Here is a 16,501-nt window from a genome sequence, read left to right on the forward strand (position 1 = left end):
TCGGCTTCGGCTTCGGCTTCGGCAATATTGTTTTCTGTCTGGTTTGTTTCAACCAAATCGTTGAACGCATCTTCAGTTAATTGCTGGCTGTCGATGTCTGAACTGGGATCTTCAACGGACAGGGCCTCTTGGAATTCCAGCTCCAACGGAGAAATTTGCTCTGCTGGTTCCACTTCTTCCGTTAAAGCTTCTGGTGCTGGTTCGGCGGCTTGTTCCGGCTCGCCAGGTTCAGCCGTTTCTGGACTTGATTCCTCTAAAGCCACTGTTTCTTTAACATCGGGGAGATCTGTTAGATCTCGTGTTGCTTCAGGCGCTTCACTTGATGCCATCGCTGAGGATGAATCCTGAACTTCGAGTTCTGTTTCTTCCGTTAAAGCTTCTGGCGCTGGTTCGGCGGCTTGTTCCGGCTCGCCAGGTTCAGCCGTTTCTGGAGTTGATTCCTCTAAAGCCACTGTTTCTTTAACATCGGGGAGATCTGTTAGATCCCGTGTTGCTTCAGGCGCTTCACTTGATGTCATCGCTAAGGATGAATCCTGAACTTCGGGTTCCGTTTCTTCCGTTAAAGCTTCTGGCGCTGGTTCGGCGGTTTGTTCCGGCTCGCCAGCTTCAGCCGTTTCTGGGCTCAACTCATCTACAGCCGGTATTTCTTCATGATCAGAGCTATTCACAACATCCTGAGTTGCTTCCCTCATTTCATTGGATTCTGGCTCTGATGGCTGATGAGGCTCTTCCGGAACAACTTCATCAGCTACAGCTTCCGGCATCTCAGTTTCAACCCGTTGTTCCAGCCCGTTAGATTCTGCATTTTCAGTGAATTCCTCCTGTTCTTTTTCCAGAACAGTCGAGTCACTCTCTTCAACGAGCAAACCGGTATTCTCAGATTCTTTTAATAGTGAATCAGCAAAAGAGGCATTCTCGGTTAGTAGCGGGTCTAAATCCTCTGCATCTGGAACCTCGGCTTGCTCTTGCTTCAAGGGCTGTTCAGGTCCGGAGGTTATGTTTTCGATTTGTTGCGTGTGTTCCAGCAAATCTTCCGCTGCGTCACTGGCTGTTTCATCAAGACCTGCCGGTTCTACCGCGGCCATTTTTTCAGCATATTGCGCTGAGGACTCACCTCCCTCAGGCGAAACATCATCTATTGGATTTGCATCAGCTTCTGATATCGCTTGTTCAAGTACTTCGGTGACTTCATCAGCAGTAACCGATTGCGCCATATCATCTTGTTCTGGCGTGGTGATCTCATCAATGATTCTGTCGGGTGTTTCATTATTATTTTCTTTTTTGGAAACTTCCGGCTCATCTGTAGCATCTTTGATGCGCATCAATTCATCGATTTCCGCGACCGAAATCCCGGCTTCCCCAGCAGGCTCCATTTCAACAGCCTGATCAATGTCTAATTCAATTTCGGCAGGCTGAACTGGATTCATTAAATCCAGTGGATTGATATCTCCACTTTCAAAAGCATGGAATTTCAGCTCCTGATGTTCAAACGCCGCCGTATTTTCAGGAATATCGGCACTTGCATCAGGGGTGGGAGATTTGCCATAAACATCCGGCACCTGATTGGTCCAGGCTTTATTTAAATAAGCCTTCATACTGTTAAGTTCGGATGAGCTGCCGGCATTTTCCATTGCGGCTTCATCGATCTCTGGTGAAGGAGCAGCCAACTCTGAAGAAGCTTTACCGTAAATATCAGGAACGGTTGGGTTCCAGTCATTTTTCACAAAATCCGCCATCCGCATGGCGGGTTTGACTGCTTCAGTTTCTAACACTGCCTCGGACTGTAAATCTTGCCCGTCTTGAACGTCTGGTTCCAATTGATCAGCTGTATTGACATCATCAGTTGCCAAGCCATCAAATTCTGCCAGCAGTTCAGGAGCCATCTCCACTTCCGAGTCTGCAGCGGGTTCTTCATTTACCTCTTCAGCCAAATCGCTGCTGGTCGTTTCATCCTCCAACTGGTTTTGATTGGATATATCCTCCGCATTTTCAGTTTCAACATCCGCCAGTTCAATCTCAAACATCTCGGAAGTATCATTCTGTTCGTCACTGACAACAGTTTCATCATCCAGTAGTTCGGTTTGTGCAACAACATTCTCAGCATTCTCGTCATCAAACACACTGTCAAAGTCTGCTACAGGTTCTTCTTCCGCTTCAGGTGACTCTATTTGATCTTCAAACTCTGCCGTTTCTTCGGATAATTCAGTTTCGCTGGCAATTTCCTCCGTCATCTCGGATTCGACAGGATCCTGCTCAATATCGGCTTGCATAATACTTAGCGTTGCATCCGTTAACGAAGTAATCTGTTCCGGTAATTTTCCCAGTGATTTTTCGTCCTGTTCTGAATACAGATTGACTATCGATTTAAAGATTTCCTTTTCCCGCGACATCAATTCTTCAACCATGGTATCGAGAGCAGCGCCGCTTAAACCATAACGTTCACTCAGTTGACTGCTTAATGCAGCAAAACGTTGTTCATGATTGTTTTTGATTAATTTGGCCGTTTTTGCAGCCGCTGCCTGAGCACGTTTATGTTTGCGTCGGGCACGAAGCAGAACCCAGACAAACAAAATGGCAAAGATAAAAGCCAGCTCGTAAGCCAGCCATTGAAAAACCGGATCAGTCATAGACATTTATAATAAATCTCCAGGTAATAGCTGCCGGCGACGGCTGCGATGCCAAAACCAGAATCCCATCAATAACAACAGCACAATAACGGCATTACCAATGGCTAAAATGACAGTATTTGATAATCGAAAGACAGTCTCATCAATAATCGTTGTTTCTTCATCTGTAACTGGTTCAATCATCACCGGTTCAAATGGCTTATCAGCAGGGTCAGCAGCCCTCGGCGTTTCTGAAGTAATCGTCAATGTGGCCCCCATTTCATCCAGTAACTGAATGGGTTTCGGCTGTAAAAAAACATTACGGCCAGTCAGGGTTTTACCTCTGATCTGCAACGATAATTGATACGCAGTTTCCGGCTGCAGATCAGCTAAAGTCAGCTGCCAGGTGTTATCAGCTTGGCGTAACACATCATAGGGAAACTCACTGCCATCAGCGGCGCTGAGCAATGCGGTGATTTGCAATGATTCAGGATCAATCATGCTGGCATCAGCTGACATGGATAAACGATGACTTCGACTGTCTGTTTCCAGCTGGGTAACGGTAACATCAAACGGCAATGCTACTACGTTGACAGATTGCCGCCGCTGGCGTTCAAATGTGTCACTTTTTGCCGTGATCACAATATCATTTTGTCCACTATCAAACAGCTTGCCCAAATTTGCCATAAACGTCGCCGTCTGGTTGTTTAAGGTCATCGTGTTGTTGATGGGATCGCCTGCCAGTGGCTGGGTACTCAACTCTGCCGTCACCAGCTGCAGAAAATCCGTTCGCTCAACCTGTTTACCATGGTCGATCAATTTAGCAACAATATCAAATTGCTCTCCTGCCAGAATATTATTTGGCAGATCAATGGTTTCCAGTCGCAGATCGGTCAACACCATGACCCGGTTATCCGGATCTATATTAGCGTCAATAAACCAGTCACCTGTCATCGGTTTTTCTACCGTGATTAAATCAAAATGTTTTTCCTGCATCCAGCGTACCGAGGACTCATGATTATCAGCTTGTTGGCGTTGCTGATCAGGTTGCACCAGTTGGGTGACATCGGTTTCATTTTCACGAAACACCAAAATCGTCATTTCATTGACACTGTTATCAATAGTGAACTGATTCTCAACCAACGGAACCGAATCACGTTGGGTTGCCTGTTCAAACAAATGCAGAAATACCCGTTCCAGCTCATCGGCATTATCCACCTTGTGGTACCAGCCATCGGTGGAGAGGGAGAGTTGTTTCAGTAGTTCATGATCAGCTTCTTCGGATAACGCTATCGTATGGATACGAAAGCCTTTTTGCTTAATTTGCGGTAACAGTTTATCGATAATGTTTTGCCGGGATTGTTGACTGGCAGCTTTTCCCTGATGTAAATCAACCAGACCATCCGATAACAGGATAATACTGCGTTGCCTGGCCGGATCTGTGGACTTAACATTAGCGGTAGCTTTTTGCAGGGCCTGCTCGATATCCGTAAACAAGCCGTGGGAATGAATTTCAGAGGATTTTTGCTGGACCTGTTGCCGCCATTTATCGTCAGCATTCTGTATTGGAACCAGCATATTGACGTAACGGGCAAACGTCCAGACACCACTTTCGGCATCGCCCGGCATCAACCCACCCAATAAACGCAGACCAGGTGATCGCAGATTCTGTGGATCGTTGTATTTCATGCTGCCAGACACATCAATAATGATGCGGACATCTGCATTTGACTCAGCATTGGCATTCGCTGGACAAGCAAGCCAGATGACTGGCAGGGCCAGTATTACCCATAATATTCTCTGCATAAAAACAACCTGTTTGGCTTGAAAAGCGGCAGAAAATGTCATCACTGGCGATTTTCTGACGCGAATTGTTTTATTTCAGACTCAATATGCAGGTTTTATGCCGATAGTTCAGCTATTTGCTTGGCGAGCTTAAAGTAGATCCAACCCACATTGGATATCTGTTTGAATATCTTCAACATTTTCCAAACCAACCGATAGACGTATCATGCCCTCGCTGATACCTGATTCGGCACGGGCTACTTCAGACAAACGGCCATGCGTAGTCGTCGCGGGATGGGTAATCGTTGTTTTTGTGTCACCCAAATTGGCGGTAATTGAAATAAAACGAGTGGCATTAATCAGTTTCCACGCAGCCTGTTGCCCGCCTTTGACTTCAAACGCAATAATGCCGCCAAAATCAGATTGCTGCTGTTTGGCTAGTTGATGACCGGGATGTGATTTCAGACCCGCATAAAAAACCTGTGACACTTGTTTTTGCTGTTGCAACCAATGGGCGAGTTGATTGGCATTGCTGGAATGCGCTCTCATACGTAAATCCAGGGTTTCCAGACCTTTCAGAAAAGTCCAGGCATTGAATGCGCTCATCGTTGGGCCAGCTGAACGCAGGAAACCGTAGACATCTTCTCCGACACGCTGTGCATCACCGACTACCGCCCCACCAACACAACGCCCCTGTCCATCAATATATTTGGTAGCAGAGTGAATCACAATATCCGCGCCAAGCAATAATGGCTGCTGTAAAGCCGGGGTACAGAAACAGTTATCGACAATTAACAGGCAATCATGCTGTTTTGCCAAAGCGGATAACGCCGCTAAATCAGCAATTTCATTGAGTGGATTGGATGGCGTTTCCAGAAACAGCGCCTTGGTATTGGGTTTAATTGCCGCTTCCCAGGCCGCCAAATCGGTTAACGGCACATAATCCGTCTGCAAACCGAACTTGCTGAGATATTTATCAAACAATACCCGGGTAGTACCAAATACACTGCGTGAAGAGACAATATGATCCCCTGCAGCACATAATCCCATAAAGGTTGCGAGAATAGCCGACATGCCTGAAGCTGTTGCCACACAGGCTTCACCTTGTTCCAGCGAGGCAAGACGTTGCTCAAAGGTGCGTACGGTTGGATTGGTAAAGCGTGCATAGATATTGCCGGGTTCATCACCGCCAAATCGTGCTGCCGCTTGTTCAGCACTGTCAAACACAAAACTTGAAGTGGGGAAAATTGGTTCGGAATGTTCGCCCTCAGGAGTTCTTACATGTCCTGTACGAATTGCACGGGTGGCAAAACCCTGGTCTTTGAGATCTGTCATGATAACTCTGAATATCGCTGGAAAATCCTGCCATTCTAAAAGATAAGCCTTATAGCTGACCAGCTTTATCCTTACTGAATGATCCGGCGAACATGCGAGGAAGATAAAATTAATGATTTGCCGTTAAAAGCTAAAAATCATGCTCAGTCGATAATGACTGAGCATGAAATAAGCTACCTATTTTAAGGCTGATAATGTAAAGACAGCATATAGGTACGATCCAAGGTATTGAAGTTATTGACTGTCTGATATTCCTTATCAAACACATTCATTGCATTTAGCTTAACCGACCAGTCATTATCAATCTGATAAGCCACTCGAAAGTCCACCAGACCATAACCACTTAAACGCGTGTTGTTAGCGGCATCGTCATAACGATAGTCACTCACTTTCCAGCTGCCGCCAATTGACCAGTCGCCAAACTGACGATCAACATGCAGATTCGCCAGGCGCTGTGCTCTGCGTGGTAGCTTATTACCTGTTTCCTCATCTTCGGGTTTAAGCACAGTCGCATTGAACTGTACCTGCCAATTCAGCAGCGTTGTAGCCAAATCGAATTCAAGACCTTTGATTTTGGCTTCAGCCACATTTTCAGTGGTGGGAAATTGATATACCAACAAATCACGTATTTTGTTCTGAAAAGCATGGACTCCCCAGGTACCCCAATCAGCGTTACCTAACAAACCAACACCATAGTTTTTCGATTTTTCGGCTTCCAAATCGGGATTGCCAACAAAAAACCCAACATCTGGATAATAAAGTTCATTAAATGTTGGGGCTTTGAATGCCGTTCCAACATTCGCCGTAAGCTGAAGTGCCTGTGTTAACTGATAGCCCCACTCTGCCGTGCCGGTCGTTTCTTCCCCATAGGCTTCGTTATCATCATGTCGAGAACTTAATAACCAGCTGTGATTTCCTGCCTGCCCTTGCCAACTGATAAAAAACGCCTTGTTATCGCGTGAAGTTTCATCGTAATCAATCGTGCCCTCAATTCGGTCATGATCATAGTCAAGACCTACATTAAGTCGTTGATTTTTTGTCAGCATAAAAGTATTGACCAGACTGATAAACCGATGACGGGTATTGAAAGTGCCATCCGGAATGCCATCTTTATAATTATCCGATTCGTCCCTTGATTCAGATAAATTGAGTGACATTAACCAATAATCAGTGAACTGATAACGTGAGTTTACGCCCATAACCTGTTGAATATTATCAGCATAAAAATCTTCTGTAACAGAAAAACTATCATAATGGTTTTGTGATTGAGCGCGTAAAAAATTCGCTCCAACACTCCAGTCCTTATTGATATCGTGATCAACTTTTGCTGAAACACTATTATTCCGATAACCATCATGATCCGGGTTATCTTCTTCTCTGGCATTAATTCCATTGGTGGATTGATGCGTGAAATTTGCATGATAACGCGTTGTTTCATTACCACCACTGACACCACCACTGGCCTGTTTGGTATTATGGCTGCCAATTCCAACCGAAGCATAGGGGGTCGGGTCTTGTTTTTTACCTTGCCGGGTAAATATCTGAATGACACCACCAATCGCTTCAGAACCATACAAACCAGACCTTGGTCCACGTACGATTTCAATACGCTCAATCTGATTTATCGGAAAGTCCTGGATGGCAGCACCGCCTGATGTAGCAGAATGCCATTTAACCCCATCAACTAAAAACAAAACGTGATCTGAATTTGTTCCTCTCAAATAGACACTACTGTTTTTCCCTAAGCCACCACTATTTGAAATATCCATACTTGGAAACCGTGATAATAAGCTAGGCAAATCATTGATTTGCAAACGTTCAATATCAGCACGCGTGATAACGCTATTGGGTGCCAGCGCATTTTCGGTAGGCATCCGGTTGGCGGTAATGGTTATGGCCTCAAGGGATTCCTGTTCAGCCAGAGCCGTAACAGAGAAGGTAGAAGTCGCCAGTGCCGCTAAAGTCAGACGTGCACAGACGCGCAAAGGCATCGCCTTTGTTGAAGGTTTCATATTGTCTCCTAGGGATACGCTCACCCGCGATCCAGGTTAATAAAGTCACACAACACAATTTGGTTGTGATGAACTTCAGGCCGGTCTCCGGACTCACGTTGTGGCTTGCGCCAGTACATCCGCCTTCCCACGATGAATCGCAGTGGCTGATTGGATGCATTTTCAACGTTTACCGTTGCGGGGGCAGTGTTGGTTTTTCACCAACTTCCCGTTTAACTCTGATGGATATCAAAGCACCTGAAGAGGGGCGCATCTTAGATCTCCCCCGCCATATCGTCAAATGCGATAACGTAGAAAGTCTATTTCCAAATTGACAATATGGACTGCTAATCCTTATTCTGTCGGCTGTTTCAGGTGTCGCGAAAGCGATGAAACGGGAAGTTGGTGCATTTTCATCTGAAGATAAAGCCGACACTGCCCCCGCAACGGTAAATAAGTTCAGGTTGAACGTTACGCCACTGTATTTTTACGGGAAGGTGTTCAACTGGTGATGGCACCACTTATGAGTCCGGAGACCGGCCTGAAATATCCTGGTCTGTTGACCGAAAATGCTATTAACCAAGTTGTGCGGGTGAGCACATCGGAGAACCTCAATGTCGTTATTATCTCAACGTCAGCAACTGATCGTGGCTGCACTTCTGGCTTTATTAATGGTGATGACTCGCGGTCATCATTTTGCCGATATCAATGTTTTACCCAGCGCTTCCTGGGCCGTATTTATGCTCGCCGGGTTTTATCTGGCTTCCAAATTGTGGTTTCCAGTGTTTTTAGGCATGGCTGTCGTGTTGGATTTGATGTCGGTTTACATCGGTGGTGCCAGTAATTTTTGTGTTTCACCAGCGTATGGATTTTTATTACCCGCTTACGGCAGTTTATGGCTGGCAGGTCGCTGGTTCCAATCCAAATACCAATTTAACTGGACCGCATTGTTTACCCTTGCATTGACACTGGTTTCGGTGACTGCAATTGCCGGCTTGTTCAGTGGCGGTGGTTTTTACTGGTTTTCAGGTCGTTATATTGATCCCACCATGGCTGAGTATATGACCCGGTTTGTGCAGTCCTATCCTGGTAACCTGAGTAAATTAAGCTTTTACATCGCTATTGCCGCGGTGATTCATATCAGCTTCCGTTTTGCCAATTTGAGCCAGCGCAGTAATCAGCTACGTTAATGTCAAAGCAGCCGCAAACCTGCGCTGCGCTGATTATTGCTGCCCCCGCCTCAGGTCAAGGTAAAACAACCGTTACCGCGACCTTGGCGTGGCATTATCGACGTCAGGGTAAACAGGTCCGAATTTTCAAAGTGGGTCCAGACTTTCTGGACCCAATGATCCTGTCTTTTGCCTCCGGCCATCCGGTTTATCAAGTTGATTTATGGATGGTCGGTGAAACTCACTCCAGACAACTTATCGCTGAAGCCGCCCAACAGGCAGATATCATTCTGATTGAAGGGGTGATGGGCTTGTTTGATGGCGCGCCATCAACGGCCGACCTTGCCGCCACGCTGAGTATTCCTGTATTAGCCGTGATCGATGCCAGTGCCATGGCACAAACGTTTGCTGCTTTAGCATTTGGCCTGGCCAACTTTCGTCAGGATGTTCAACTGGCAGGCGTGTTAGCGAACCGTGTCGGTAGCAGCAAACATGCTGAAATGCTCACCCCCCATTTACCTGAAGATTTACCCTGCCTGGCAACCATGCCTCGCCAAGTCGAGAGCCTGCCGAGTCGCTATCTTGGTCTGGTTCAGGCTGATGAAATAAATGGTTTAGCAGAACGTCTGGACAAACTGGCCGATAGCCTCGCGTTTAACCCTGCTTTTGTTTTACCTGAATACCCTATTCACAACGAACCAGCTGAGGATCTGCCTTTATTATTAAAAGGTATCCGCATTGGTGTAGCCAAAGATGCCGCATTTGCCTTTATCTATCAGGCTAATTTGGATTGTTTAACCGCTATGGGTGTTGAGCTGGTGTTTTTTTCACCGTTACAAGATGCAGCACTCCCAGAAGTAGACAGTCTGTATCTGCCCGGCGGCTATCCTGAACTGCATCTGGAGACTCTCAGCCAGAATCTGCCAATGCGTCAGGCAATCTTTGCGCATATTAACGCCAACAAACCGGTTCTCGCAGAATGTGGCGGCATGCTTTATCTCTGTAAGACATTAACCGATAAGCATGGTAATCAGGCTGAAATGTGTGGCGTGCTGGCAGCCGATGCCAAATTGCAGGCCAGACTGACAGCCTTGGCTTTACAACAAGTCACTCTTGATAATCACACCTTACGTGGGCATACCTATCACCATTCCTTGCTGGAAAACCAACTCGACGCTATTGCTTATGCTGAATCCCCTAATGACAACAAAGTCAGTGAAGCCGTATTTCAGCAACTACGCCTGACCGCCAGTTATATCCACTTTTACTTTCCGTCAGCCCCTGAACTAATCGCCCGCTGGTTTACCCCATGAGTCTGGATAAATACCGTTTTAATGACCAGGATCGTGAGGCGGTTTATCGCGCCATTGGTGAGCGTCGGGATATACGGCATTTTATTGCTGAGCCCATCGATCAGGATATTCTGCAGCGATTATTTCACGCCGCCTGGCAGGCTCCAAGCGTAGGGCTGATGCAGCCTTGGCGGATGATTCGGATTACCGATACCGGCATCCGCAACGCTATCCATCAAATCGTTGAAAACGAAAGAGTTCTGACTGCCAGGGCACTGGGTGAACGCGAAACGGAATTTCTGCAGCTGAAAGTCGAAGGCATCAAGGAGTGCGCCGAAGTGCTGGTTATTTCGTTGATGGATAAACGTGAGTCGCATATTTTTGGTCGGCGTACCCTGCCGGAAATGGATCTGGCATCGGTATCATGTGCCATTCAGAATATGTGGCTGGCTGCCCGTGCCGAAGGTTTGGGGATGGGCTGGGTATCCTTGTTTGATCCCGACCAACTCTCTGAGTTACTGGCTATTCCTGAAGGTGCCTGCCCGGTCGCCATTCTTTGTTTGGGTCATGTCGATAAGTTTTACCAACAACCCATGCTGGAACAGGAAAATTGGCGACAACGTCAACCTTTGGATGAGCTGATTTTTGAAAACTGCTGGCCAGTCAGAACCAAATCATGACGTTTATTATGATGCTGTCTGCTTTGATTCTGGACTGGTTTTTTGGTGAACCCAAACGCCTGCATCCTTTGGTGGGCTTTGGTACGCTGGCAAACAAACTGGAATCCCGTTTTAACCAGAACCACCACAGCACTTCCAGACAATTTATTCTCGGCCTGTTGGCTTTGCTGCTTTGCGTTCTGCCCTTTGCCGTTATCAGTTTTTTCATTAGCCAGTTTGCTGTCTGGGGAACGCTATTTTCTATCCTGGTATTAACTTTATGCATCGGTCACCGCAGCCTGTTTGATCACGCAAAACCTATTCTGCATGCCATGCAGCAAGGTGATATTGAACAGGCCAAAACGCTGACCAGTCGTATTGTCAGTCGTGACAAAGAACATATTGATGTCAACAAAGCCACCATTGAATCGGTACTGGAAAATGGCAATGATGCGGTTTTTGCCACCCTGTTCTGGTTTGCCATCGGCGGTGCTGCAGGTGCAGTCACTTATCGACTCGTCAATACCCTGGATGCCATGTGGGGCTACAGAACGCCGCGCTATCTCTATTTCGGTAAAGCGGCAGCACGACTTGATGATGTTTTAAATTATATTCCCGCCAGACTTACCGCGTTGAGCTATGCCTTGCTTGGCAATAGCCGCAAAGCCTTTATTTGTTGGCGGCAGCAGGCATCCAAATGGGATAGTCCAAATGCCGGTCCGGTAATGGCCAGCGGCGCAGGCGCTTTGGATATTCAACTCGGCGGAGCTGCCTGCTACCACGGCGAGTGGCATCAACGCCCCCATCTGGGGACATCAAATCCGGCTGAAGCAAAGGATATTCAACGTGCACTTTGTCTGGTGTTTTTCAGCGTGGGGTTATGGCTGATGGTGACAGGTATTATCGTAGGAATTCACCATGCTTAATCATGGCGGCCGCATTCAGGCTAATTCAAAACAATATGGCATTCCGGTCAATGATTGGCTGGATCTTTCGACCGGCATTAATCCTCATGGCTGGCCGGTTCCTGAATTTATTCCAACAACACTCTGGCAACGACTGCCCGAAGCTGAAGATGACCTGATTGAAAAAGCCAAAGCCTATTATCAATGTGAACATATTTTGCCAATGGCTGGCTCTCAGTCTGCCATACAGTTACTTCCCCGGATGCGGCCCGCTTGTCGGGTTGCCATATTGTCCCCGGCTTATCAAGAATATCGCTATTGCTGGCAACAGGCTGGCCATGCAGTATCTGAGTTGGAGAGCTTTGAACTGGATCAGCTGATTGATCACTTTGATGTAGTCATTGTGGTTCATCCCAATAATCCCACAGGTGAAACCTTCAGCTCAGACTGTTTATTAAATTGGTATCAGCGTTTGCAGAAACGTGGTGGCTGGCTGATAGTTGATGAAGCATTTATCGATATTGCGCCCGCGCATAGTCTGGCTTCGCTTCCAGTGATGAATGGCCTGATTATCTTGCGTTCACTTGGCAAGTTTTTTGGCCTGGCGGGCCTCAGAGTCGGCTTTGTGATCACCCATCCAGTCGTGCTCAATCAACTTACAGAAAAGTCCGGTCCCTGGCCTATTGCCTCAGTTTCACGATGGATAGCCAGCCAGGCACTGGCCGATACCGATTGGCAAAAACAATCACGTCAATATCTGCCACAATATGCTCAGCGCCTGTTTGATTTGCTTACTGAATATGATCTTAAGCCAACAGGTGGTTGCGGATTGTTTCAATGGATAAAAACTGACAAGGCCTCACATATTCATCAGCAGTTGGCTCAACAAGGGATTTTATGCAGATTATTTGATGCACCCGCCGCTTTACGCTTTGGTTTGCCCGCTTCGGAACATGAATGGTTACGACTGGAAACCGCCTTGCAAAAAGTTGTGCCGTCATGATGTGCAAAACGCTTATGGTTCAGGGAACGACCTCTGATGCGGGTAAAAGTACCTTGGTTACCGCCCTGTGTCGCTGGCTGGTGAATCAAGGTTATTCTGTCGCGCCATTTAAGCCCCAGAATATGGCTTTAAATAGTGCTGTGACCGCTGAAGGTGGTGAAGTCGGGCGAGCTCAGGCGGTTCAAGCACAAGCCTGTAATCTGCCGCCACATACGGATATGAATCCGGTTTTATTGAAACCAAACAGTGACACGGGGGCTCAGGTAATTATCCATGGTAAAGCCATCGCCAATATGGACGCTCGGTTTTATCATGACTATAAACAAACTGCGATGGCGGCAGTACTTGAGTCTCATCAACGGCTGATTGATCAATATGATGTGGTAATGGTAGAAGGTGCCGGCTCACCAGCAGAGATCAATTTGCGTGATCGGGATATTGCCAATATGGGTTTTGCCGAAGCGGTGGATTGTCCGGTGATATTAGTCGCCGATATCGATCGGGGCGGCGTATTTGCCCATTTGGTAGGCACGTTAGATCTGCTCTCTTCTACTGAACAACAACGGGTCAAAGGCTTTGTGATTAATCGTTTTCGCGGCGATATCAGCTTGTTGCAGTCTGGTCTCGACTGGCTGGAACAACGCACCGGCAAACCCGTTTTAGGAGTGTTGCCCTATCTGCATGGCCTGCATCTGGAAGCCGAAGATGCCATTAATACTTCGCAGGTAGCAAAAGCTAAAAATGTGCTAAACGTTATTGTGCCTGTACTTCCCCGCATCAGTAACCATACTGATCTGGATCCGTTACGACTTCACCCACAGGTAAATTTGCAGTTTATTGGCCCGGATTCCCCCATTCCACCGGCTGATCTGATTATTCTGCCGGGCAGCAAACATGTCAGTGCTGATCTGCAATGGTTGGAACAGCAAGGTTGGCCCCAAGCGATTGATAAACATCTGCGGTATGGCGGCAAGGTGCTCGGTATCTGTGGTGGCTTTCAAATGCTGGGGCAACAAATTGATGATCCACACGGTGTTGAAAGCACGGTCGGGACATCTAAAAAAGGCCTGGGTTTATTGGATATGATCACCACTCTGCATGCTGAAAAACAACTTAGGCAAAGTCAGGGGCAGTTACTGTTAAATGCTGTTCCCATCACTGGCTATGAAATCCATGCTGGTATCAGTGAAGGCAAAGCTTTGATGCGTCCCCTGTTACAGCTATCAAACGGCCCTGATGGGGCAATCAGCGAAGATCAACAGATTATCGGCACCTATCTGCACGGCTTGTTTGAACAGCCAAAAAGCTGCGATGCCTTGCTGCAATGGGCCGGACTGAATAATGTCAGCAGCCCTGATTATCATACTTTGCGTGAAACAGATATTGAACGACTGGCCGAGATGATAGAACAGCATATGGATACCACAGAACTACTGACGATTTTAAAGGCAGAAAATGGCTAAAACCCTGATCCTAGGCGGTGTAAAATCCGGTAAAAGCCGACTGGCCGAACAACGCGCTACCAACAGCGAATTGCCCGTTTTATATGTTGCCACGGCTCGTGCTGATGACAATGAAATGCAGCAACGTATCGTATTGCATCAACAGCAGCGTCCTGCTCACTGGACCACGATTGAAGTACCTTTGCATCTGGCCGCTGCTTTGCAACAACAGGACGCTGCCAATATATGCATTTTGGTGGATTGCCTGACGTTATGGCTGACTAATCTGTTATTGGCTGATGACGAAAAATTCATTCGCGATGAAATCCAGCAATTACTGGATACCTTGCCAACATTACAAGCTGAAATCATTCTGGTCAGCAATGAAACCAGTATGGGCATCGTGCCAATGGGCGAGCTGACCCGGCGTTTCTGTGATGAAGCCGGCCGGTTACATCAGCAGCTTGCTGTAATGGTGGATAATGTCATCCTGACTGTGGCGGGACTGCCGCATGCATTAAAAGGAAACTGAATGATCGATTTCAACCACTGGTTAACGTTGCCAGTCAAAGCCCTTGATACTGACTCTGCTGATCAAGCGCTGGTTCGACAAAGCCAGCTAACTAAACCTGCAGGATCATTAGGCCAGCTTGAACGGCTGGCTGTACAACTTGCTGCAATGCAAGGTGGTTCGCCGCAAGCGGAGCATGTGCACATCACCGTCTATGCTGCCGATCACGGTGTCATGGCAGAGAATATTTCAGCCTACCCGCAATCAGTTACCGCTGCGATGATACGTAATTTCGCTTCAGGTGGCGCCGCTATCAGCGTCCTTGCGAAACACCTGCACGCCTCGCTGGATGTGATCAATGTTGGCACAGTCACAGAATTGGAAGAAATCAAAGGCGTACAGGATCAACGCATCGCCAATGGCACGGCCAATTTTCATCAGCAAGCTGCCATGACTGAAGCCGAATGCCAACAAGCCATGTTGATTGGTCAGCATAACGTGGAATGTTGTCAGCAAAACGGTACCCGGATTTATATTGCCGGCGATATGGGCATTGGCAACACGACAGCAGCCAGTGCCATGGCCTGTGCCTTACTGAATCTTCCCGCAAGCCAACTGGCAGGGCCAGGCACGGGGCTCAACGCAGAAGGCATCTCACATAAAGCCACTATCATTGAAGAATCCCTGGTTTTGCATAAAAACCATCTGGATTCGCCGCTCGCTGTATTGCGCTATTTAGGCGGCTTTGAAATTGCCGCGATGGTAGGAAGTTATCTGCAATGTGCAAAATCCGGTCTTCCTGTAATCATCGATGGTTTTATCAGCAGTGTCGCCGCTTTATGTGCAGAACAGATATGTCCGGAGAGTCGTCACTGGTTTCTGTTCAGTCACCATAGCGCCGAACCAGGGCATGGTGCCATCTTACAGGCGATAGATGCTCAGCCTTTAGTCAACTTTAATATGCGTCTGGGGGAAGCCAGTGGCGCAGCTGTAGCCATTCCTTTATTAAGAATGGCCTGTGCCCTCCACAATCAAATGGCGACTTTTGAAGAGGCGGCGATTGCCGGGGCCATTAGCTGATGCGATCTTTTCTGATAGCGCTGCAGTTTTTAACGATCCTGCCCATCAAATTGCAGGGTGAATTTGCTGAACAGGATATTGGCCGCTCCTTATTGTCTTATCCATTGGTTGGCTTGCTAATCGGTATTGTTTTAAGCCTTTTAGGCTGGAGTCTGGCCTCTCAAATACCAATGGTCTCTGCTATTTTGGTGTTAGCTGTCTGGGTAACTTTTACTGGTGCATTACATCTGGATGGATTAGCTGACAGTGCTGATGCCTGGTTGGGTGGTATTGGCGATAAGGCCAGAACCCTCAGCATTATGAAAGACCCTGCAGCCGGTCCTGTTGCGGTGGTGACAATCGTATTAGTGCTGTTGATTAAGTTTGTCATGCTGACTGTTTTACTCGCCGAACAGAACTGGTGGGCATTAATCTGGTCTGTGATACTGGCCCGCACCGCTTTACCGTTATTGTTTTTAACCACGGACTATGTGCGTCCTCACGGTTTGGGCAGTATTCTCAAACAACAGCAATCAGCACTGCACACACGCCGATTAATACTTGCCGTGGCTGTAGTAGCTTTGTTCAGTATCGGCCTGTTTGCCCTGTTGTTTGGCTTAATCGTTTTTTTATTGCTGCGCTATTTGATGGAACGGCGATTAAATGGCTTCACTGGTGATACGGCGGGTGCCATGGTGGAACTGCTTGAAGCGGCATTACTGATATTTTTTGTTTTATTTTAGG

Annotated in this window: 12 protein-coding genes, 1 pseudogene and 2 riboswitches; of the genes and pseudogenes, 9 read left to right on the top strand and 4 right to left on the bottom strand. The window is 47.3% G+C overall.

Going from position 1 to position 16,501, the window contains the following annotated elements; genetic code table 11:
* From B2337_RS10665 to B2337_RS10680, 4 genes and pseudogenes are all read right to left on the bottom strand, one after another.
* Window positions 1–2,633, bottom strand: a pseudogene (locus B2337_RS10665) (hypothetical protein); the annotation flags it as partial.
* Complete coding sequence (locus B2337_RS10670; RefSeq protein WP_292414956.1) at window positions 2,634–4,412, bottom strand: vWA domain-containing protein; 1,779 nt, start codon at window positions 4,410–4,412, stop codon at window positions 2,634–2,636. It lies immediately after the preceding pseudogene.
* Window positions 4,413–4,541: 129 nt separating this feature from the next.
* Complete coding sequence (locus tag B2337_RS10675; protein WP_292361387.1) at window positions 4,542–5,726, bottom strand: O-succinylhomoserine sulfhydrylase; 1,185 nt, start codon at window positions 5,724–5,726, stop codon at window positions 4,542–4,544.
* Window positions 5,727–5,908: 182 nt separating this feature from the next.
* On the bottom strand, window positions 5,909–7,738 hold the full coding sequence (locus B2337_RS10680) for a TonB-dependent receptor domain-containing protein (RefSeq protein WP_292414955.1): 1,830 nt from the start codon (window positions 7,736–7,738) through the stop codon (window positions 5,909–5,911).
* A gap of 61 nt (window positions 7,739–7,799) precedes the next feature.
* A riboswitch (cobalamin riboswitch) is annotated at window positions 7,800–7,994 on the bottom strand.
* Window positions 7,995–8,073: 79 nt separating this feature from the next.
* Window positions 8,074–8,276: riboswitch (cobalamin riboswitch) on the top strand.
* A gap of 55 nt (window positions 8,277–8,331) precedes the next feature.
* Here B2337_RS10680 and B2337_RS10685 point away from each other — a divergent pair.
* From B2337_RS10685 to B2337_RS10725, 9 genes are read left to right on the top strand one after another with little or no spacing between them, the layout of a single operon-like run.
* Complete coding sequence (locus tag B2337_RS10685) at window positions 8,332–8,907, top strand: hypothetical protein (RefSeq protein WP_292414954.1); 576 nt, start codon at window positions 8,332–8,334, stop codon at window positions 8,905–8,907.
* Complete coding sequence (locus tag B2337_RS10690; protein ID WP_292414953.1) at window positions 8,907–10,199, top strand: cobyrinate a,c-diamide synthase; 1,293 nt, start codon at window positions 8,907–8,909, stop codon at window positions 10,197–10,199. The genes B2337_RS10685 and B2337_RS10690 overlap by 1 nt, the downstream gene beginning before the upstream one ends.
* On the top strand, window positions 10,196–10,858 hold the full coding sequence (gene bluB / locus B2337_RS10695) for a 5,6-dimethylbenzimidazole synthase (RefSeq protein WP_292414952.1): 663 nt from the start codon (window positions 10,196–10,198) through the stop codon (window positions 10,856–10,858). Before B2337_RS10690 ends, bluB begins: the two co-directional genes overlap by 4 nt.
* Entirely contained in the window at window positions 10,855–11,763 is a 909-nt protein-coding gene (gene cbiB, locus B2337_RS10700) for an adenosylcobinamide-phosphate synthase CbiB (protein ID WP_292414951.1), read from the top strand. Before bluB ends, cbiB begins: the two co-directional genes overlap by 4 nt.
* Window positions 11,756–12,745, top strand: a complete 990-nt coding sequence (cobD, locus tag B2337_RS10705) for a threonine-phosphate decarboxylase CobD (RefSeq protein ID WP_292361393.1) — start codon at window positions 11,756–11,758, stop codon at window positions 12,743–12,745. The genes cbiB and cobD overlap by 8 nt, the downstream gene beginning before the upstream one ends.
* Window positions 12,700–14,208, top strand: coding sequence for a cobyric acid synthase (locus tag B2337_RS10710; RefSeq protein WP_292414950.1), 1,509 nt, complete (start codon window positions 12,700–12,702; stop codon window positions 14,206–14,208). Before cobD ends, B2337_RS10710 begins: the two co-directional genes overlap by 46 nt.
* Window positions 14,201–14,719: a bifunctional adenosylcobinamide kinase/adenosylcobinamide-phosphate guanylyltransferase gene (gene cobU / locus B2337_RS10715; RefSeq protein WP_292361395.1), complete on the top strand. Its 519-nt coding sequence runs from the start codon at window positions 14,201–14,203 to the stop codon at window positions 14,717–14,719. The genes B2337_RS10710 and cobU overlap by 8 nt, the downstream gene beginning before the upstream one ends.
* Window positions 14,720–15,778 carry a nicotinate-nucleotide--dimethylbenzimidazole phosphoribosyltransferase gene (gene cobT, locus B2337_RS10720; protein ID WP_292414949.1) on the top strand — a complete coding sequence of 353 codons (1,059 nt, stop codon included), beginning with the start codon at window positions 14,720–14,722 and terminating at the stop codon, window positions 15,776–15,778.
* Window positions 15,778–16,500 (top strand): adenosylcobinamide-GDP ribazoletransferase, encoded by a 723-nt coding sequence (locus B2337_RS10725; RefSeq protein ID WP_292414948.1) that lies wholly within the window; start codon window positions 15,778–15,780, stop codon window positions 16,498–16,500. The genes cobT and B2337_RS10725 overlap by 1 nt, the downstream gene beginning before the upstream one ends.
* Window position 16,501: the final 1 nt, after the last annotated feature.

Source organism: Methylophaga sp. UBA3192 (assembly GCA_002363955.1).
In the GTDB taxonomy this organism is placed as follows: domain Bacteria; phylum Pseudomonadota; class Gammaproteobacteria; order Nitrosococcales; family Methylophagaceae; genus Methylophaga.